At 46.4% G+C, this 20,637-nt stretch carries 20 protein-coding genes (1 of these 20 only partly in view); 5 read left to right on the top strand and 15 right to left on the bottom strand.

Going from position 1 to position 20,637, the window contains the following annotated elements:
* Positions 1–19 precede the first annotated feature (19 nt).
* The gene (locus tag TTER_RS03940; protein ID WP_012874735.1) at positions 20–484 is read left to right on the top strand and encodes a hypothetical protein; all 465 of its coding nucleotides are present in this window, start codon (positions 20–22) and stop codon (positions 482–484) included.
* 323 nt (positions 485–807) lie between these two features.
* Here the strand turns inward: TTER_RS03940 and TTER_RS03935 are convergent, their stop codons facing one another.
* The 7 genes from TTER_RS03935 to ftsY all read right to left on the bottom strand — a co-directional run bounded on the left by TTER_RS03935 (position 808) and on the right by ftsY (position 6,654).
* Positions 808–1,776 (bottom strand): branched-chain amino acid transaminase, encoded by a 969-nt coding sequence (locus tag TTER_RS03935; RefSeq protein WP_012874734.1) that lies wholly within the window; start codon positions 1,774–1,776, stop codon positions 808–810.
* A gap of 81 nt (positions 1,777–1,857) precedes the next feature.
* Complete coding sequence (locus TTER_RS14595; protein WP_012874733.1) at positions 1,858–3,054, bottom strand: peptidylprolyl isomerase; 1,197 nt, start codon at positions 3,052–3,054, stop codon at positions 1,858–1,860.
* An 82-nt stretch (positions 3,055–3,136) separates the two neighbouring features.
* Positions 3,137–3,487 carry a 30S ribosomal protein S18 gene (gene rpsR / locus TTER_RS15290; RefSeq protein ID WP_012874732.1) on the bottom strand — a complete coding sequence of 117 codons (351 nt, stop codon included), beginning with the start codon at positions 3,485–3,487 and terminating at the stop codon, positions 3,137–3,139.
* Between the two features lie 24 nt (positions 3,488–3,511).
* The gene (locus TTER_RS03920) at positions 3,512–3,955 is read right to left on the bottom strand and encodes a single-stranded DNA-binding protein (protein ID WP_012874731.1); all 444 of its coding nucleotides are present in this window, start codon (positions 3,953–3,955) and stop codon (positions 3,512–3,514) included.
* A gap of 17 nt (positions 3,956–3,972) precedes the next feature.
* On the bottom strand, positions 3,973–4,269 hold the full coding sequence (gene rpsF, locus TTER_RS03915) for a 30S ribosomal protein S6 (RefSeq protein WP_012874730.1): 297 nt from the start codon (positions 4,267–4,269) through the stop codon (positions 3,973–3,975).
* A gap of 99 nt (positions 4,270–4,368) precedes the next feature.
* Entirely contained in the window at positions 4,369–5,694 is a 1,326-nt protein-coding gene (gene ffh, locus TTER_RS03910; RefSeq protein WP_012874729.1) for a signal recognition particle protein, read from the bottom strand.
* 15 nt (positions 5,695–5,709) lie between these two features.
* Entirely contained in the window at positions 5,710–6,654 is a 945-nt protein-coding gene (ftsY, locus tag TTER_RS03905) for a signal recognition particle-docking protein FtsY (RefSeq protein WP_012874728.1), read from the bottom strand.
* Positions 6,655–6,750: 96 nt separating this feature from the next.
* Between ftsY and uvrC the strand changes: the two genes are divergently transcribed.
* From uvrC to rph, 3 genes are read left to right on the top strand one after another with little or no spacing between them, the layout of a single operon-like run.
* Positions 6,751–8,592, top strand: a complete 1,842-nt coding sequence (gene uvrC, locus TTER_RS03900; protein WP_012874727.1) for an excinuclease ABC subunit UvrC — start codon at positions 6,751–6,753, stop codon at positions 8,590–8,592.
* 1 nt (position 8,593) lies between these two features.
* Positions 8,594–9,211, top strand: a complete 618-nt coding sequence (locus tag TTER_RS03895; protein WP_012874726.1) for an L-threonylcarbamoyladenylate synthase — start codon at positions 8,594–8,596, stop codon at positions 9,209–9,211.
* Positions 9,212–9,232: 21 nt separating this feature from the next.
* Entirely contained in the window at positions 9,233–9,970 is a 738-nt protein-coding gene (rph, locus tag TTER_RS03890; protein WP_012874725.1) for a ribonuclease PH, read from the top strand.
* A 5-nt stretch (positions 9,971–9,975) separates the two neighbouring features.
* Here the strand turns inward: rph and TTER_RS03885 are convergent, their stop codons facing one another.
* The 8 genes from TTER_RS03885 to polA form a co-directional block, all read right to left on the bottom strand.
* Positions 9,976–11,001: an aminotransferase class I/II-fold pyridoxal phosphate-dependent enzyme gene (locus TTER_RS03885; protein WP_012874724.1), complete on the bottom strand. Its 1,026-nt coding sequence runs from the start codon at positions 10,999–11,001 to the stop codon at positions 9,976–9,978.
* A gap of 7 nt (positions 11,002–11,008) precedes the next feature.
* Complete coding sequence (gene pheT / locus TTER_RS03880; RefSeq protein WP_012874723.1) at positions 11,009–13,438, bottom strand: phenylalanine--tRNA ligase subunit beta; 2,430 nt, start codon at positions 13,436–13,438, stop codon at positions 11,009–11,011.
* A 37-nt stretch (positions 13,439–13,475) separates the two neighbouring features.
* Positions 13,476–14,486 carry a phenylalanine--tRNA ligase subunit alpha gene (gene pheS, locus TTER_RS03875; RefSeq protein ID WP_012874722.1) on the bottom strand — a complete coding sequence of 337 codons (1,011 nt, stop codon included), beginning with the start codon at positions 14,484–14,486 and terminating at the stop codon, positions 13,476–13,478.
* Between the two features lie 3 nt (positions 14,487–14,489).
* The gene (locus TTER_RS03870; protein ID WP_420894132.1) at positions 14,490–15,290 is read right to left on the bottom strand and encodes a TrmH family RNA methyltransferase; all 801 of its coding nucleotides are present in this window, start codon (positions 15,288–15,290) and stop codon (positions 14,490–14,492) included.
* A gap of 21 nt (positions 15,291–15,311) precedes the next feature.
* Positions 15,312–15,677 carry a 50S ribosomal protein L20 gene (gene rplT, locus TTER_RS03865; RefSeq protein WP_012874720.1) on the bottom strand — a complete coding sequence of 122 codons (366 nt, stop codon included), beginning with the start codon at positions 15,675–15,677 and terminating at the stop codon, positions 15,312–15,314.
* Positions 15,678–15,686: 9 nt separating this feature from the next.
* Positions 15,687–15,887: a 50S ribosomal protein L35 gene (gene rpmI, locus TTER_RS15285; RefSeq protein ID WP_012874719.1), complete on the bottom strand. Its 201-nt coding sequence runs from the start codon at positions 15,885–15,887 to the stop codon at positions 15,687–15,689.
* Entirely contained in the window at positions 15,865–16,461 is a 597-nt protein-coding gene (gene infC, locus TTER_RS03860; RefSeq protein WP_049822947.1) for a translation initiation factor IF-3, read from the bottom strand. The genes rpmI and infC overlap by 23 nt, the downstream gene beginning before the upstream one ends.
* Positions 16,462–16,541: 80 nt before the next feature.
* Positions 16,542–19,316, bottom strand: coding sequence for a DNA polymerase I (gene polA / locus TTER_RS03855; protein WP_169302614.1), 2,775 nt, complete (start codon positions 19,314–19,316; stop codon positions 16,542–16,544).
* A gap of 519 nt (positions 19,317–19,835) precedes the next feature.
* Between polA and TTER_RS03850 the strand changes: the two genes are divergently transcribed.
* Positions 19,836–20,637 carry the 5' portion of an HD-GYP domain-containing protein gene (locus TTER_RS03850; protein WP_012874716.1) on the top strand. Its footprint extends 515 nt past the window's final position, so only the first 802 of its 1,317 coding nucleotides appear in the window; its start codon is at positions 19,836–19,838; its stop codon lies off the right edge, out of view.

The following is a 20,637-nucleotide window of genomic DNA, read 5'->3' as shown; positions in this document are numbered from 1 at the left end:
CTATTTACAGGAGCTCTGAATGGTAGATTACCTCTTTGGAATACTATCTGGTCAAGAGTTGACTACAGAGCCTGCGCTGTTTGGTGTACTAGTAGTATATATCGTCAGTACCCTACTGGGGGCCGGCATATGGTACTGGAGCAAGAGATATGTTGAGAGCAACCCCCTAGCATCCAAGTACCTGAGGCTAATGGGCGGGACATTTTTCTGGCTAGGTATAGCCTCGCTGTTGGTAGCGGGATGCTTCTACCAAGGCGTAATCTTCAACAGAAGAGCCTGGCTTTACTTTATGCTATTGCTTATATACGCCACAATAGCTTACAGCCTATACTTCTACTTCACTAAATACCAGGAAATGTACAGAATGCAGGTAGAAGCAGAGCGAAGACGTAAGAGGTATGTGCCTACATCAACGTCTCTGAGAGGACCTGAGAGAAATAAACCGGTGCGGCAGGTAAGCAGAAGGGGCAGAGCCAGGAAGTAGATCTAGCCTCTACGTGATGAAAAAATTCTAGACAGTAGCCATACGACCACTGCCAGTATCGCAACAAGCAGGGCTGCATATAGCCAATCGATTTGAGAGCCTGGGAATCTACCTATTGCCCTGCCAACTACAACCACTATCCAGACAACTGGAAATAGCAGGACAATCGTAGCCAATAATAAACCCGCAAGATTCCAAAAACTTCGGGGGTGTGATGGTGCGGGTTGAGTAGTTTCCTCAACCCGCTTAGACCCACCAGATTCAGTCGTATTTACCTCTCCCTTGACAGGGTCCTCAGAATTAACGTTACTCATTCTTACTTATCAGGACGTAGACGTCATAAGAGAATCGGCTACATCAGCAGTAGCTCGATTATAAACTGGAGTGCGCCATTCTGGGTAACGCTCATCTATCCCTCTGGCTATATTTTCGTATAAAGACTTAAGTTCACTCGTCACAGGGCCTGCGCCTCCATTACCAATCCTTCTTCTATCAACCTCCCCCACAGGCACTACTTGAGCTCCAGTTCCACATAGAAATATTTCATCAGCTACGTACAGCTCCGTTCTATCTATGCTCCGCTCAATAGTGGGGATACCCAGTATATCCTTAGCGATGGTAATTAGAGTAGAACGAGTTATACCAGAAAGGATGTTATCTGACACTGGAGGTGTAACGAGCACGCCATCCATTACCAGGAATATGTTCTCCGCGCTGCCTTCCGATACATGACCGCTATCAGTAAGCACAATTGCTTCATCATAGCCATCTAGTGATGCCTCTGTCTTGGAAAGCGCAGCGTTGATATAAGTACCTGTTATCTTCGCCCTTGCTGGGGCTGAATTGTCCGTCACCCTCTGCCAAGAAGAGACACACACCTTCGCTGCTTCCTCGACCTCAACGTATTGCCCCATAGGTGATGTGAAGAGAGCGAAGTCGTGCTCCAGGTCGTGTAGTCTGACGCCAATCACAGTGGAAGACTTATAGAGCAAAGGCCTGATGTAAGTGTCTTCCTTGTGTTCGTTACGGCGAAGGAGCTCTACAGTTATATTACACAGCTCATCTATGCTGGCTGGAAGATCCATCATTAGCAACTTGCCAGACCTTTCGAGACGCTTATAATGATCGGCAAGCCTGAACACATACATCTCCGACTGATCCGGGTTCCAGTAAGCCCTGATGCCTTCAAAGCAACCTGTGCCATAGTTGAAAGCATGGGTCATTATAGAGATCTTGGCTTCTTCTATGGGCACAAAATTGCCACTAAGATAAGCGTATTTCCCAGGATTCATCTGAAAACTTCTCCTTTCAAAGAGTTCCACCCATAGTAAGAATAAGCCCAATCCCAATCTTGGTACAAGTACTAACCTTGATTACCCGGTAACAGTAGGCGTTGGTGACGATATGGGAGTAGGGGTAGGTGGTATATTCACCTTTAGATCTCCGGACTTCTGCATCTGCTGCCTCTGTTCCTGTATAAATTGCTGCAACATGTACTGCCCCAACTGCTGTCTCTGTGTCTCGGTTAGCGGACGATCCTTTTCCCTCCCTAGCAGTTGAATTACATGCCAACCATAGCTAGTTTGAACAGGTGGGCTTATCTGACCAACTTTAGTGAGGGCAAAAGCGGCATCCTCAAAAGACTTCTCGTAGATACCCCTGGGAGCCCATCCCAGGTCACCGCCCTTCAACTTGGTCTGGTCATCTATCGACTTCTCCTTAGCGATAACCTCAAACTTCTTACCTTGTCTAAGCTCCTTAATAACTTCTTCAGCTTGCTGCTTAGTGCTGACTAATATATGACGTACATGTACCTGTTCAGCACTTTTAGGAACTTTGGTCTCAAGATATCTCTGACGTATAAGTGCAGGGCGTACTAACATGGATGCGTACATGTCCATTGAAATACCTGCGGACTTCTGGAGCGAAGACACAAAATTCTGGTAATCCGACGGCAAGGTAGCAGCCGTGGGTGTGATCCTAGGAGTGCTTTTAGCTTGAGGTGTTGAGGTTGCTGAAGGCGTTGTAGTGGTAGGTAGTGAGGTAGGCGTTGCGGATGCACCTACTACCGACATAATTTCTCTTATCTTAGCCTGTACTTCCTGATCAGAAATATTTATACCTAGCTTACTAGCAGTCTGGTTCAGAACTAAATTATTTATCATTTGATCAAGAGTGTAGGCATCAACATCACTCGTTGAGAACATGGAGGAATTGATAGCATCTTTGACTCTTTGAGGGAAAGATTCGGGATCGGTCTTATAAACTTGGTAGAGAGAGGCTAAACTTTCAGGTGCATCGGTTATACCTAATACTTGCATCTTCACGTACTGATCGTAATCAGCCTTTCTAATACGTTCATTGCCCACAACAGCCAATGTCCGAGATGGCTCCCAAAGATACTGCTTGATCAGAGGAACTGCGATAATAAGTACGACAATTAGTAACGCTATCGCCACAACTGAAATTATTAGACGCTGCAGAAGATATTCACGATCAACCCTACTAACAGTGGAATAGCGCCTGTATGAGAAACGATCAAAGAACGATCTGAGCACTTGCTTCGCCATCCAATCCCCCAAAGCAACTGTCAAATAAAACTAACAGAGACCTGGCAAATGCAGGTCTCTGTTAGTTAGCAGTCTATCCCATTTATGGACGTATATGCTGTGCTGTGTAAGGCATTAGCGCCATGTAGCGAGCTCTTTTAAGGGCTACGGCAAGGCTTCTCTGGTGCTTAGCACAGGTACCAGTCTTTCTGCGTCCCTCTATCTTAGCTCTATCAGACAGGTATCTACCTATCCGGGCTATATCTTTATAGTCGACCTTATCTATATGATCTGCGCAGAACGCGCACACCTTCCGCCTAGGTACATACCTACCCCTTGGCCTTACTCTAGCCTCAGAAGCAGCAGGCTGGGAAGACTCAGCTGTTGCTGTAGCAGTTGTAGTGGATTCGGTTTCAGATGTCTCAGGAACCTGAGTTTCAAGCTCTTCGCTCACCTTATATCACTCCTTAATCTAAGTCTAGAAGTTTATGTCATCAATCTCTATATCTGAGCTATCTCCTAAGCCCTCCTGCGTATCCAAATCGGGCTCATCGGATCTTTCAGTCTGTCGATTACGGGAATCAAGAAGAATTATGTCGTTGGCAACGACCTCAACAACAGTACGCCTTTGACCAGTCTGCTGATCGTCCCAAGAGCGGGTTTGCAGACGGCCCTCAACATATATGCGCGACCCCTTCGTAACAGATAGCTGATTATTACCTATCAATTCCGCCAGCTTGTTCCAGACTACAACCGTAAACCAGTCTGTCTCTTCTCTCTGCTCTCCTTCAGCTGAGGGAGCTCTTCTTCTGTTGCATGCAAGCCTGAAGGTGGCAACTGGCGTCCCATTTGGGGTATATCTTAGGTCTGGATCCGTGCCCAGACGCCCTATTAGCATTACCTTGTTGAGATCTCTAGCCATGTTCTATTTTCCTTGATTTATTTATCGGTGCGAGTTATGAGAAACCTCATTATTCGGTCGTTGAGTTTTAGATCCCGATCCAGATTCCGTGACTCCGATGGACTTAGCCTGAAACGCAGCACCGCGTAGAAGCCCTCGTTATGCTTTCTAATGGGATAGGCTAACCTTCTCCTACCCCATGGGGGGCTTGCGTCAGGCTCACCTGCCTCACCGCCATGAGCAGCGATGTTCTGCTTGATGGTGTCTAATACGTTCGGTATCTCCTCATCTGGTGTAGTTGGATCTATGATAACCATCAACTCGTAATCTTTCATGCAAATCTCCTTCCTATGGGTTTGCCGGGCTTTTTCAATGCCGGGCAGAAAGGTTAACACAAAATTATACCAACTAGATCACATTTGCCAACCTATAGACTAACCAAATAGACCAGGCAGTTTAGGAATTCTGCCTGATGTAATCTGCTTCATCATCTTCTGCATTTGGTTGAATTGGTTTAGCAAGGCATTGACATCGGCTACTGTTGTTCCACTGCCAGCAGCAATTCTGCGTCTTCTACTACCCTTGATTATCTCCGGATGCTGCCTTTCTTCGGGAGTCATACTTAGGATTATAGCCTCTACCTTTTTAAGCTCCCTATCATCTATCTGAAGATCCTGACGGCGTATAGCGGAACCAACTCCAGGGAGCATCTCTAGAAGTTGAGATAGCGGCCCCATCCTTTTCATTGTCTGGAGCTGCTCATAGAAGTCTTCCAAAGTAAAGGTAGCAGTTCGCATCTTCCGCTCAAGCTCTTTGGCCTTTCTTTCGTCAAACTCTGCCTGAGCGCGCTCAATTAGTGTGAGCATATCGCCAAGACCTAATATCCTTGAGGCCAATCTATCAGGGATCAACGGCTCGAAAGCATCCGGGCGCTCACCAGTGCCTATCATCTTAATAGGCACCCCTGTAACTGCCCTTATCGATAGGGCAGCACCACCGCGTGCATCACCATCTAGCTTAGTCATAATGACGCCAGTAACGCCCAAGGTGTTATGAAACTGCTCAGCGACCTTTACGGCCTCTTGGCCGGTCATAGCATCTACCACCAACAAGATCTCCGTTGGTGAGACCTTATCTCGTACGCGAACAAGCTCGGCCATCATGGCTTCGTCTATATGTAGACGCCCGGCAGTGTCCAGAATCACATGCGTCAGAGAAGACTGCTTAGCAAAGTCGATTGCGTTTGTTGCGATATTTTCGGGAGGTACAGATGTACCCTCCGAATACACCGGTATGTTTAGAGAGCCACCAAGTGTTTGAAGCTGTTTTATGGCTGCTGGCCTGTAGATATCGGCCGCAACCAGTAATGGGCGAGCACCCTGCTTGCGAAGATACAATGCGAGCTTTGCAGCCGTGGTAGTCTTACCACTACCTTGTAGACCAACTAGCATGTATATCGTTGGGGGAGTGGAGGCAGTTTCCAGCTTGCACTGGTCACTGCCCAACAAACTCACGAGCTCTTGATGCACTACCTGGATTATTTGTTGAGCAGGAGTCAAGCTCTCCAGAGCACGCTGCTCGCTGATCTTCTCCTTAATCTGATTTATGAACTGCTTAGCGACCTTCAGATTGACATCCGCCTCCATGAGAGCGATGCGTACCTCTCGAAGTGCGAGATCGACATCACTCTCCTGCAACTTCCCCTTAGATGTCAATTTATCAAAGGCACCCTGTAGTCTATCGGTAAGGTTTTCAAACATACTCGAGCACTCCCCTTAGCCTAACAAGGCATTTACGAAATCTTTAGAATCAAATTCCGCTATATCCCCCAGTTTCTCACCAGTAGTAAGATACCTAATAGGAATTTTCATCTCGTTGACGATAGCGAAGGCTATACCACCTTTGGCAGTGCCATCCATCTTAGCAAGCACGACACCATCCAAATGTACCGCTTGGGCAAATTTCCTCGCCTGAACAAGTCCATTTTGCCCAGTGGTAGCATCTAGAACCAACAGGTTCTCCTGAGCAGGGCTACCGTTCCTGTCTATTACACGCTGTATCTTCTTGAGCTCCTCCATCAAGTTATATTTAGTATGTAGCCTCCCAGCGGTATCTACTATCAGTACATCGGCACTCCTAGATCTTGCAGCCGCTAAAGCATCATGAACTACAGCTGCAGGATCCGAGTTTGGAGCGCCAGCGATAACAGGAACCCCAGCTCTTTCGCCCCATATTTGCAACTGATCTATAGCAGCAGCTCTAAAGGTATCAGCTGCTCCCACTACAACCTTTGCGCCTTCAGAAGCGAACTTGTGAGCGAGCTTAGCAACAGTAGTGGTCTTCCCTACTCCGTTGACCCCAACAATGAGCATGACGAGCAGCTCGCCATCGTTAACTTCAACTGGCTGATTGGGAGCAGAGTCTAATATTGCCTGCAACTCTTCCTTAAGAGCCTTTCTCAGTTCGGAGGGCCTACGTATACGTTCTGCTTCAACCCTATCTTGAAGTACATCAAGCAACATCAAAGTAGTCTCCACTCCAACATCAGCTGCTATCAAAAGCTCTTCAAGTTCTTCCCAAGTCGAATCCGTTATCTCTTCACGATCAAAAAGAGCAGCTACCTGACTAAAGATACCCCTTCGGGATTTCTCCAATCCCGATTCGATCTTCTCTTCTCTCTCTTGTGGATCTTGCCTGCGCTTTAGGAACCTAAAAACCACCTATACACACCTCCAAAGACACAACATAATTATATAAGGTCCTATTCCCTGAGCTCTTTCCTTGTTGTGATAGAATCTTATGGGTGTTTGCCTTATATGTCCAATAATCTCGGTAAAGAGGAAATAATAACAAGACTACAAGCTATCCCCGAAAAGCCTGGCGTATATCTCATGAAAGATAAGCATGGCAAAGTGATATACGTCGGCAAGGCCAAAGTGCTTCGTAACCGGGTGCGGAGTTACTTTAGCTCTAAGCATCTCCCAGAGAAGATCAGGGAGATGGTCCCACAGATACATGATATAGATTACATAGTAACCGACTCTGAACACGAAGCTCTCACCCTAGAAGTGACCTTGATCAAGCACCACATGCCCAAGTACAACTCCATGTTTAAGGACGACAAGCGTTTACCATATATCAAGGTCACTGTCCAGGAAGAATTTCCAAGGGTGCTCAAATGCAGGCAGATCATCAATGATGGCAGCAAGTACTATGGTCCATACACTGCTTTGGGATCGGCTGCCGAAGCCATTAAGCTGATTCACCAACACTTCATGCTTTGCCATAAAGAGAACGAACCCATCGATGGTAAGCAGTCACGTCCTTGTCTACCATACTACCTGCACAGATGCTTGGGAGCCTGTGCGGGTAGAGCCGATCCTCAAGAGTACAGGGCAGCCACGGAACAGGTAATCTTGTTCCTTGAAGGCAAGCACGACGAACTTACAGAGAAGCTCAGAAGGAAGATGGAAGAAGCTGCCGAAAACTTGGAATTTGAGAAGGCAGCGCTATATCGTAACCAGATCAAGGCCATAGAGGATATAAGGCAGAGACAGAAGGTAGTCCTACCAACCAACGAAGATATGGACATAATAAGCATAGCGCTCGATGGGGGTGAGGCTGGCATAGAAAGACTATTTATCCGTGATGGCAGGTTGGTGGGACATGACCACTCAGTTGTTGAGCTTATAGAAGACCAATCACCAGGCCAGATAATACAAATAGCTCTGGAGCAGTTTTATATAGGTACGTATAACATACCTGGTCGTATAGTGTTGCAATACCCACCAGACGAGATAGAGCTTATACAATCAGCACTACAAGAGTACCACAAGAGAGAGATCATCCTCGAAGTACCTACCGAGGGAGAGAAGTTAGAGCTAGTGAACATGGCTGCTCAAAATGCCAAGGAAGGACTTGAAAGAAAGCGCTTCAAGTGGCTAAGCGAGGAGCAGAAAAGAACTGGCGCCATGTTGGAGCTGCAGAAAGAGCTCCAGTTACCTATCAAGCCTAGCAGGATAGAGTGCTACGATATATCTAACGTGCAGGGAGCCGATGCCGTAGGTAGCATGGTAGTATTCGAAGATGGTGCCCCGGCACGCAACCAGTATCGTCGATTTCGCATCAAGGGAGTTGAAGGTCCAAACGACTTCGAGATGATGAGAGAGGTGCTTACTAGGAGATTTAAGCGAGCTACCTCTAATGAGTACAGGGAAACTAGTTGGGGTAAGCTTCCAGATCTCATAATTATCGACGGTGGTAAGGGACAACTTGGAGTAGCAGTAGAAGTCCTCCAGAGCTTTGGCCTCGGCAATATACCAGTCTTCGGGCTTGCGAAACAGCAAGAAGAGCTGTTCAAACCTGGTAGATCAGACTCTATAATGTTGCCCAGAGATTCGGAAGCCCTGTACCTTCTACAGCGAATAAGGGACGAAGCGCATAGATTTGCCCTTGGCTATCATAGGTCACTGCACACTAAGAAGTCTGTAGGTAGCATTCTAGACCAGGTTCCAGGTATAGGGCCGAAGCGCAAGAAGGCGTTGATACAGGCTTTCGGTAGCGTATCAAAGATCAGAGAAGCCAGTATTGATGAGATAATGGCCGCAGTCAAAGGAATAGATCGAGCAACGGTAATAAGGCTAAAGGAGGCTCTATAGATTGGCTATACGTAAACCTATAGAAGACAAAGAAGCCGTTAGGCAAGCCATAGATTTCGCTTTGAAGGGAGAACTTATAGCCTTCCCTACGGATACAGTGTATGGTGTGGGGTCGATAGTCGATCCACAGGCGGTATCGAAAATTTACAGAGCTAAGGAGAGACCTCTAGATAAGCCTATACCAATACTGCTTTCAGATGACTCATATCTTGAGAAATATGCAAAAGACATAGATGCCATCGCTATGGAACTAGCGCGTACATTCTGGCCAGGAGCTCTAACCCTGGTGGTTAGAGCCAGGGAAGACGTAGCCGAAGCAGTGGGATCGAAAGATGGTACTGTTGGCTTCAGAATCCCCGATTATGAGCCTGCTAGGGAGATCATCCGTCAGTGTGGCGGGGCGATGGCTGTAACGAGCGCCAACATCTCGGGAGAGCGTAATCCTCTAACGGCTGACGATGTTGAGCACGACCTGGGGGACAGAGTGGCTATTATCTTGGATGGTGGACCATGTAGGATCGGCAAGCCAAGTACAGTAGTCGACTTGAGTAAGGAAAAACCCTTGATTGTACGTAAGGGCGCGCTGGCTGAGCAGATAAGAGCAATACTTGAGAAATAGGAATTAGTAGAAAGGGAAAGTATGCTGCAAGATGTAATAAGAGTCGATGGCAGAAAACCTAACGAGCTCAGACCTCATAGCATAGAGATATATCCGTTAGCTTTCCCTCCAGGATCTGCAATCATCCAATGTGGGGTTACTAAGGTTCTATGCGCAGCCTCCATTCAGGAAGGCGTTCCAAAGTTCCTAGAGGGAACAGGACAGGGTTGGCTAACTGCTGAGTACTCGATGCTACCAGCGTCCACACAGACAAGGACACCTAGGGAATCACACACTGGTAGGTTACAAGGGAGAACACAAGAAATACAACGCCTTATAGGCAGGTCCTTGAGAGCGGCTGTCAAGCTGGACCAGATAGGTGAGATCACAATAATAGTAGACTGCGATGTTCTACAAGCAGACGGGGGCACAAGGACAGCCTCTATAACAGGAGGCTACGTAGCCACAGTACTAGCCCTCAGGAAGATCTTCCCAGACACATATAGAGATCTAGTAAGTCCTGTGGCAGCTGTAAGCGTTGGTATAGTGAATGGTACCCCAATGCTTGACCTGAACTATGCAGAAGATTCGACAGCTGATACGGATCTCAACGTAGTTAAGAACCATCTCGGAGATTACATAGAGATCCAGGCTACCGCAGAAAGGGTATCATTCAGCAGGGAAGAACTGGATGCTATGCTCTCTCTAGCTGACAAGGGGATAGCAGAGCTAATGGAAAGCCAGAGCAAAGTGCTAAGTTCCTTAGACTTGCCTGAATAGCAGGCTTATATTTCGACGGATATACGACACATGGTAGCTATGAGTTGATCAGTGTTTTCTGGAGTTCCTACGGATACTCTTATATAGCCGGGCAACCCACTATTAGCACAGTCATAGATCAGTATGCCCTCTCTTTTGAGGAGATCACAGACCTTAGCAGCTGTGCCTCGAGTAACCTTGCAGGTGACAAACGGTCCTTGTGATAGAAGAGGCTCCACAAAGTTAAGCTTACGAAGCTGCCTGTATAGCCTACCTCTCTCCACTCTTATCCTTCTAACCCTGGCCATCAGATTCTGGACGTCATCCAAGGAAGCCCCAGCTGCTATACGCGAGGCAGCAGTAAGATGCCTAATAGGCCAAATAGCATTTAGCCTCTCTCTTAGATCTGTCGACATCAAAGCATAACTGACAGGTATACCCCAAAGTCCCGCCCAAGGAGCAAAGCTTCTTATAGATATAAGATTAGGAAACTCTTTTCCAAGTAACCCTATTGGACGCTCCGTGAATTCAGAGTAGATTTCATCGACGATTACAAGTACGCCAGCGTTTAGAATCTCTACCACATTCTTATAGGCTGCAACCGCACCTGTGATGTCATGGGGAGACTGGATATAAACCACCTTCGCGCCCAGATCTAGAAGTTTCTCCGAATCAAACGCAAACTGTCCAGAACTAACTCGTGTTCTGAAAGTAATCAACTCCAGACCCAAGAGATCGGCAATCCGGCGTATAGGCTCAGATACGGGGTTGGCGATGAACAAATCCTTGTTATGCTGACCTAGAATAAAGAATATCCTAAACAGGAGCTCATTCAAGGTATCTGCCACATATATCTCGTCCGGCGAGCGCTGAGCATATCTACCAATGGCTGCCACTAAGTGATTGGGATCAGAGCCTTGCACCCTAGTAAGTTGCTCACTCATTGCTAGGGATTCATACACCAGCAGCGAGCAACCATAGGGGTTTTCGTTCATATGCAACCTTAGAGGTTGCTCTGTCAGGCTCTTATCCCTAGTTGATCTAAGACTCATAGTACTTTTATTCTATGTCAACACCACGTATCTTTGCATCCACCTCGGATCTTAGTGCGTTTTCGATCTTCTGTCTAACCTTAGTAGCTTCCTCTTCAGTCAGAGTTCTATCCTCAGCCTGGAAGGCAAGTTTATAAAGCAGGCTCTTAGTACCCTCTGGTATCTGATCACCTTGATACACTTCGGCAAGCTCACACTGCACTAGAAGTGGTCTCCCTTGTTCCCATATAACTCTGGTTACATTTCCTGCCGGTATACTCGCACTTACTAAGACTGCTAAGTCCTGTCTAACGATCGGATAACGAGATACATGTACGTAATTTCTATCTAGTCTAGCGTGTTGTTTGATCTGCTCCCAGTCAAGCTCAGCCACAAAAACATCTTCATCAATATCCAAATCCCTAAGTAAGGTGGGATCTACCTGGAATATGTTACCCAGAACATTCCCACCAACAGATACCTGCAACACGTTAACGGCGTCTGGCCCAAGTTGGGAGGGAAGCATTTCGACCTCTATCCCTAGGTAATGCAGAAATGCCTGTATCGTTCCTTTTAGGTCGAAAATAGTTGTCTTAGCCTGAGGCAGATGCGGAGATATGGGCCATCTAGTGCCAGCCATTGCTATAGCAAGACGCTTAGGTTCTTGAGGTCGCTCTCCGTTAGCCTTTATAAATACCCTATCTAACTCGTATATCCAAACCTTGTCGACAAACCTCAGATTATCGCTAACGTTTTGCAGCAAGCCTGGGATCAGGGATGGTCGGAGGTACTCTCTTTCGGGAGAAGTGGGATTGATAACTTTGATAACTTCATCAAGAGGTCTCCAGACAGGTGGATGCATACCCTCATGATAGAGGCTTGCCATTTTGCTTATGAGACGCGCCGATATAAGATCATAGTTTATGACTTCCTGCAAACCAGCAGCTGCGAGCCACTCACGAGCCTTTTTCTCTATCCAGAAAAACCTATCCGTGAGGTTGAATGGGATGGTACCTCCTGGTAGTTGCGAAGGAAGTTCTTCATAACCCCATATTCTCCCTACCTCTTCAACTATATCGGCTGGTATGGAAACATCGCTTCTATAGCTTGGAGGTAGGACCTTTAGCAAATCACCTTCCTCTTGTACCTCAAACTCAAGGGAGGTAAGTATCCTTTCTACCTGATCCTTTGGTATGTCTATTCCAAGTAATCGCTTTACCTCGTAAACTGGAAAATCTATGTAAGCGCGTTTCTTAGGGTTAGGATACCAATCGAATGGAGCACCCTTAGGTTGGGCACCACACTCCTGCTGCAGGAGCTCAACAGCCCTTGCAAGGGCTAGACCCGCAAGCTCTGGATCCATACCTTTCTCAAAACGGGAGGAGGCTTCACTGCGCAGGCCAAGAAGTCTAGCCGCGCGTCTTATACGTGGGGCATTGAAAGTGGCTGATTCTAAGAGTATGTTCCTTGTATCGTCTGTGACCTCTGTATTGAGCCCTCCCATTATGCCCGCGAAGGCTATTGGCTTCTCATCATCAGCGATCATGATAGTATCAGGAGGAGCAGTCCGCAGCTGGTGATCGATTGTTTCTAGCTGCTCTTCTGGGTAAGAGCTTCTCACAGCTACTTTTCCTCTCACCTTATCAGCGTCAAAAGGATGTAAAGGCTGTCCCAACTCTAACATGACGTAATTGGTTATGTCGACCACATTGTTCACGGGACGCATCCCGCATAACAGAAGCCTTCGCCTTATCTTCGCAGATGAGGGCCCTATCCTGATGTTATCAAGCCTCTGTAGCATGTACCTGGCAGCAAGATCTTCAGATTCAACCCAGGCATCTACGCCCACATCCCCCGACAACTCTACATTGGGAACTGGGACTTTCGCCTTCGTACCGGTAAGGGCAGCGACCTCGCGAGCTATACCTACTATTGAGTTGGCGTAAGAGAAATTAGGAGTAAGAGCTATGTCGAGTATATGGTCCCCAAGCACATCCTGTAGCTTGGCACCCACTGGAGCTTCCGGATCAAGCACGAGGATACCAGTATGATCTTCCCCTAAGCCAAGCTCTTTCTCAGAGCAGGCCATGGCTTCGGAAAGTATTCCCCTTATCTTAGAGGGTTTTAGCTTGAAGGTTTTGTGTTGATCTGAATAGGGGTCTACTAGCGTAGCTCCTGCGAGCGCTAGGGCTACCTTCTGTCCAGGAGCTATATTTGGAGCACCTGTTACTATACTAACCTGACCATGACCATAGTCAATATGAGCTACTTGTAACCTATCTGCATTGGGGTGCTTCTCGACCTGTAGCACCAACCCAACGTATATATTCTCCCATTCTTGCCCTATACGTTCTATGTTCTCAACTTCTAGACCGGCAATGGTCAGAGTATGGGCTAGCTCCTCAATAGAACAGGAAAATTCTACATATTCTCTTAGCCAACTTACCGGTACCCTCACCCTTCCAGACTCCCTTCATGTGGTTATTTACATGCGATCAGGAAAACTGGCGAAGAAATCTCAGATCGTTACCATAGAACAATCTTATGTCGTCTATACCAAACCTAGGCATAACAGATCTCTCTACTCCGAATCCAAAAGCAAACCCAGAGACCTTCGAGGGATCATATCCGCCATTCCTGAGAACCACAGGATGAACCATACCTCCACCTGCGATCTCTAGCCATCCACTGCCCTTGCAAAGAATACAGCCTTTACCCAAGCATGAGCAGGTTATGTCTATCTCCACACTCGGTTCTGTGAAAGGGAAGTAAGATCCACGAAACCTAAGCTTGCGGTTCGGTCCAAATAGCTGTCTAGCAAAGTTCTCAAACGTACCCTTGAGCGTGGCTAGGGTTATACCTTCACCGATCGCCAAGCCTTCTAGTTGATAGAACATGCTCTCACGTCTTGCACTTACGGCCTCGTATCTGTGTACCTTTCCTGGCAAGACAAATCTTATAGGTTGCGGACAGTACTTCCTCATAACATGAATCTGCCCAGGCGAGGTATGGGTAGCTAATAAGAGCTTGTCATCTATGTAGATGGTATCCCACATGTCCCTGGCCGGATGCTCCTGGGGTATGTTTAGGAGGGAGAAATTATATTCATCCGTCTCAACTTCATTACCCTCATATACGCTAAATCCCATCTCACCAAAGATTCGAACCATTTCATATATCGTCTGGCGAGTGATATGCAGCCCCCCGACCATGGGTGGTATACCCGGCAAGGTTACATCTACTTGGGATATGGCTGATCGCCTAATATCAGATAGTTTACTCTCGTACAATTGTTGTAGCTCGGCTTTGAGGGCATTAGCCATTTTCCCTATAGCAGGTCTTTCTTCAACAGGAAGGGAAGGAATCCGTGATATGATATCGGCCAAACGGCCACGCCTGGCCAGAAAAGTTACACGCCAGTTTTCCAAGCTGCGCTCATCTGAGATTGAACCTAGTTCGTTTAGGGCCTGTTCGCGTAGATTAGTGATATCTTCTGTTAAGCTCATATTCTATCTACCTTCCCTGATTAGCATTTGCCTTCTAGATTCAAATAATAGAATAGATCCTGCAACAGCTGCATTGAGAGATTCTATATTGTTCTGCATAGGAATCCAGAGGTTGTGAGTAGATAAAGACAATGCTTGATGGCTTAGCCCTGATGCCTCGCTTCCGACAAGTATAGCACAGGGAGGGCATAGATCAGCTAAGTAATAAGCCTGTGAAGAGTCTGAGTAATAAGCTGCAAACCTCTTCGGTACAGTATGCAACACTTCATGTATCTCTTCCCAAGGCAGCACAGCAAAGCTGACTGCGAACAGAGCACCAGCCGAAGCCCTTACAGCTTTGGGATTATAAGGATCCGCTGATCCCTCAGAAAGTAGCACAGCTGCACTGCCAGCAGCTGCAGCGGACCTTAATAACGTCCCAACATTTCCAGGATCTGATACCCTGTCCAGCACAAGCACCGGACCAGCATTAGCGTTCACACCCTCCCTAGGATGCCAACTTAGAAGTTCGAAGGCAGCAATTATGCCCTGAGAAGTAACAGTATCAGACACACTGGATAACACGTCTTCCGAGACCTCCAGGAGCGGGGTCTCTGAACCTATCTGACCAAGGACCTTGTTCACGACATCCCTCCTGACAACCACTTCAGGAGAATATAGAACTTTGAGAGGCTTGTGTCCTGCTACCATAGCCTGCTGTATAGCCCTTGGCCCCTCAACTAGAAATGCGCCGGAGGCTTTCCGCCCCCGGCGCTCTCTCAGCAGTCTAAACCACTTGACTTGCTGGTTAGATCTGCTTGTGATCAGAATATTACCCTCTAGACATCAAGAGTGAGCGGCAATAGCCTGCTTAGCCTGCTCGACAACGCCAGCGAAGGCTTGAGGCTCTTTCACTGCCATATCAGCAAGGATCTTCCTGTCTATCTCAACGTTAGCTAGCTGCAGGCCATGCATAAGCTGGCTGTAACTTAGACCATTGAGTCTTGCTGCAGCATTGATACGGGTTATCCATAGTCTTCTAAGGTCTCTCTTTCTGTTCCTGCGATCTCTGTACGCATACTGCAAGGCCCTCATCAGGGACTCATTAGCCTTGCCCCAGAGCTTACTTCTGGTACCCCTATGTCCCTTTACAGCTTTTATAACCTCACGATGACGTCTATGAGACGCTACTCTGTTAGTTGCCCTAGGCATCTTTACCCCCTAAACTCCGTATGGTAGTGCCCTGCGAAGCCTCTTGCGATCCGCAGGCGATACCTCAAACATGCGATCAAAATCCTGCTTGGCTCTGGTAGACTTCTTCCTCCGAAGGTGGCTCTTCATACCTTTCGTCCTGAGGATCTTTCCAGTGCCAGTTATCTTGAATCTTCGCTTTGCACTTTTATTCGTCTTTAGTTTCGGCATCTCCTTTTGCTTCCCCTTGAGTACTTTCTTCTTGTGGCTGATTAGCCTTCTTAGGCTTAGCTGATTCCTTTCTAGGAGCAAGCAGGGCAGTCATATTCTTGCCATCAAGCTTTGGTTGCTGCTCTATAGTGGCAGCATCCCCTATAAGATCCATTAGCCTCTGGACGAGTTCCTGGCCTATCTCAGGATGTACAACCTCACGACCCCTGAACTGCACAGTGACTTTAACTTTATCGCCCTCTTCCAGAAAGTTCCTAGCCTGCTTGGCTTTGGTCTGCAGGTCGTGGACATCTATCTTGGGTTTGAGCCTCACCTCTTTGATGACAATCTGCTTCTGAGATTTACGAGACTCTCGCTCTTTCTTAGTCTGCTCATAGCGGAACTTACCATAGTCCATCAATCTGCAGACCGGTGGATTAGCGTTGGGGGCTACCTCCACCAAGTCAAGACCCTTCTGACGCGCCAGATCCAGAGCTGCCAGAGGATGCATAATACCTAATTGAGTACCATCCTCATCTATCACACGCACCTCGCGTGCTCTGACCTTTTCGTTGACCCTTAAGTTCTTACTGATCAGTAACCTCCTGTGTTAAATACAAATTAGACCCTTCCGGGAGATATGGTAACACTCATAAATATACCAAAACAAAGGCGTTATGCGTTAGCCTCTTGGCCTGCAGAAACCTTCCTTATTGGAGTCATTTCCCCCCAATTGGGACCATATTCTGCTTCAACTACCAACGGTACGGAGAGATCGAAAGCAGTTGACATCTCTCTTACAATAACCTCGGCAGCCCTATCCAGCTGGCTCTCAGCAACTTCAAAAAGGAGCTCATCGTGGACCTGCAATATCATTTTGGCCTTTATGCCTTCTCTTTCCAGAGCTGAGTGGACATCTATCATCGCCTGCTTGATGATATCTGCAGCCATACCCTGAATGGGCATATTGATCGCCGCCCTTCTTGCAGCCTCTCGTCTTTGCGGATTTGAAGAGGTGATATCTGGAAGATATCTACGCCTACCTAGCGGAGTCTCCACATACCCTTTCTTCTCAGCTTCTTTAATCAATTGCTCGAAGTAGGCCTTAACTCTGGGGAATTGATCCATGTACCTTTTCACGAACAGATTGGCCTCACGCTGCTCCAAGCCGGTATCTCTTGCCAATCTGAAGCCGCTCATACCGTATATTATCCCGAAGTTGATAGTTTTACCCATTCGCCGCATATTGTCATCTACAGACTCTATGGGGACTCCAAATAACCTGGAAGCTGTCAGAGCATGGATATCGATATCTCTGGAAAACGCCTCCTTCAGCTTAGGTTCATCAGTCACGTGGGCAAGAACTCTTAGCTCTATTTGCGAGTAGTCAGCACTAAGTAAAACAGAAGGCTCATCGAAGATAGCATTGTTTTTTTCAGGACTGCCAGCCACAAATGCCTTCCTAACTTCCTTACCTAGTGATGACCTTATTGGTATGTTCTGCAAGTTGGGATCACTTGAGGCAAGTCTGCCAGTAACTGCGGAGGTCTGACTAAAGTTCGTGTGCAACCTTCCGGTCGATCTACTTACCATTAGAGGCAGTGCATCTACATAGGTGTCCTTGAGCTTCGTAAGCTGCCTGTAGCTAAGAATCAGGTCAATAACTGGATGCTGTCCGCTAAGTGCTTCCAAGGTAGCGGCATCAGTGGAGTAACCCTTGGAGGTCTTACGTATACCCTTGAGCCCTAAATCCTGGAACAGGAATTTAGATAACTGTTGCGGAGATTTAAGGTTAAATTCATAGCCAGCAATCTCATATATCTGAGACTCAATATCACGTATCTGCTCGTAAAGCTTGGTTGACAGCGACTTAAGAGCATCAGCATCTATGGCAACGCCAGTCATCTCCATGTCAGCTAAGACCGGCACTAAAGGCATCTCAAGAGTATAGAACAAGTCTTGGAGCTTTCGCTCAACTATTTCCTTCTCTAACATCGTAAACAGGCGGAAGGTCATATCTGCATCAGCACAAGCGTACCGAGCACATTCATCCACAGAGACCTCCAGCATAGTCTTCTGATTTTTGCCCTTGCCTATGAGCGAATCTATGGTAGTCATTTGGATACCAAGTCTCGTAGCAGCGAGATCTTTAAGACCTACAGAGGTCTCGTTGAGCAGAAAGGCTGCTATTGAGGTATCAAAGTAGAGAGGCGACACCCTTATTCCATGTTTGTAGAGAGCCATGTAATCGAACTTGGCATTGTGGGCTATCTTTTTCGGTCCCCCTTCTAACAGAGGGCTAAGTTCATCAAGCAAGTCTTTTGTGCCATCATCGCTGAAGCCATTGATAGGGACATAGTAAGCTATCCCTGCCTTAGGAGAAAAGCTGACACCTACCAGGTCCGATTCCATTACATTTTTGCCGCTAGTCTCCGTGTCAAAAGCTATATATTCTTTCGCAAGAAGCTCCCTCACTAAGCGGCGCAAGCTTTCCTGATCGCTTACGATTTCATATTTCTCCTGGATCTGAGGTTGCTCATTCCTCTCTACAGAGGCAACTTTCTCGCTCGAGGTATTTTGGGGTTCAAAGTATTTAGGTAGGCGGTACATTAAGCTACGGAACTCCAGCTCACGGAATATCTCGTTTACTTTCTGCATGTCTGGAGCCCATGCATGGGATATCACGGGTTCAATATCAACATCTATATCAGTGACTATGGTAGCTAGTCGCAGATTCTGTATTAACTGCGACTGATGTTCCTTTATCGCATTGCGTATACGTTCAGGTTTGATCGAATCAACATTCTCCAGTATATTCTGGAGACTACCGAAAGTTTGAATCAGACTTCTAGCTGTTTTCTCTCCAACCCCAGGAACGCCAGGAATGTTATCACTAGCATCTCCCATGAGAGCTTTGAAATCGACTATGTACCTAGGATCGAAACCATATTGCAGGCGAACCAAATCCGGAGTATATACCTGTACTTCTGAGAATCTGCCCCTTGCGGGCAGTACGACGCTAACTGAATCGCTTACTAGCTGCAGAAAATCCTTATCTCCTGTAACTATGACCACCTGATGCCCCTGTGAGGATAACTTCTTGGCAAGGCTACCTATAACATCATCGGCCTCATATCCTGGTACCTCATAGACAGGGATATCAAAAGCGGCTATGACCTGCCTTACCCTTCCTATCTGAGCTTGTAGATCATCAGGCATGGGTGCACGCTGTGCCTTATATTCAACGAACTCATCATGACGGAAAGCCTTACCGACATCAAAAGCAACGGCAATAGAGTCAGGGTTCTCACGATTTATTACCTGAACCAACATATTACAGAAGCCATAGATGGCGTTGGTCTTCTCCCCCTTGGAAGTTGCCAAATCAGACGGCAGAGCGTGATAAGCCCTATAGATCAACGAATAAGCATCTATCAGTACTACCTTCACAGCGCACCCTTCATTCATAGCTGCTTTTACAAGTCATTGATCATTATAACACTCCTCAATTCAGAGCTCTCGCAGGGAGTTTTGTATCATTTATGCAACAATTTAGATTGATGATTATAATACGAACATAAATGGCATACACTGTAAGTGGCGAAATATATAGACTTACAAAAATTTTTACATTTAGGGTATTGACTTATACCTTAACATTTTGTAGCATTTATGCATCAAAGAGATGCGCGCATCGGTATACAGAATTCAACAGCAGCTAGTATTAGGAGGTACTGAAATGAAGTGGTCCAGCTTCGGCCTCAAGTGGGGTTAGTTTCTAAGACTTATGAAATAAAAAAGGTAATAAAAACATCGGTGCATACACACCGATGTTTTTATTTTGCTGTTTTAGCTGAAAACTTATTAGGTCCATAGTACTAATTACCTAGAGTGAAAAATGCATAAAATGATGTATCATGAGGCTTAGCATAATAAACATGGAATAGACGGCCAGCAGGAGAATAAAGCTTGAATGAGAAAATACCTAGGGCAGCACTGCTATTTATAATAGCAGTTGCTGTCCTAGGCATACTCTCTATAACAGATTCAGCTAAGAATTTTACTTATCTGTCTACTAGAGATCGAATAGGGCTACTTGCATTTGTGCTCTTTGTGCTGCTGTCTGACATATATCGTGTTCAGCTTTTCATGAACAACATGAATCTATCTATGTCTACTGTAGCAACTTTCGGAGCTATATTATTGTTTCCTAAGCAATGCGCCTTAGTAGCAATCGCCGCCTTTCTGTCCGATGTCATAATACACAAACCAATAATAAAGAGCGTTTTTAACGGTAGTCAGTGGGCCGTTACTACATTTGTTTCAGGTCAAGTCTGGTACATGCTCAGGAATCAAACAGGAGACACTTATGTTCTAACTCCACAGGAATTCTCAAATACTAACAGTATCTTAATAGCTTTATGTTGTGCTATGGTCTACCTCTTAATCAATACAACCCTGGTAGCCACCATTGTCTCAATAACTGAAAATGTAAATATAATGCGTGTCATCAGTACAGGACTATCTGGAATAATCGTTCAGTTTCTTATACAACCTGCTCTAGGACTATTAATAGCAATTCTTTATACATTGAATCCAATTTCAATTGTACTTGTAATATCACCATTGGCAGCTGTGTATTACTCCCTAAGAAACTTTGACAATCTACGCAAGCAGACATTAAAGACAATTGAGAGGCTTTCTGACATACTAGACAGGAGGGACCCTCAAACCGACCAGCACTCTATCAGGGTTGCACATTACGTTAGGC

It is taken from the genome of Thermobaculum terrenum ATCC BAA-798 (assembly GCF_000025005.1).
Taxonomy (GTDB): Bacteria; Chloroflexota; Chloroflexia; order Thermobaculales; family Thermobaculaceae; genus Thermobaculum; species Thermobaculum terrenum.
Note: the sequence above shows the minus strand (reverse complement) of the source record. Positions and strands in the feature narration are given on the sequence as shown.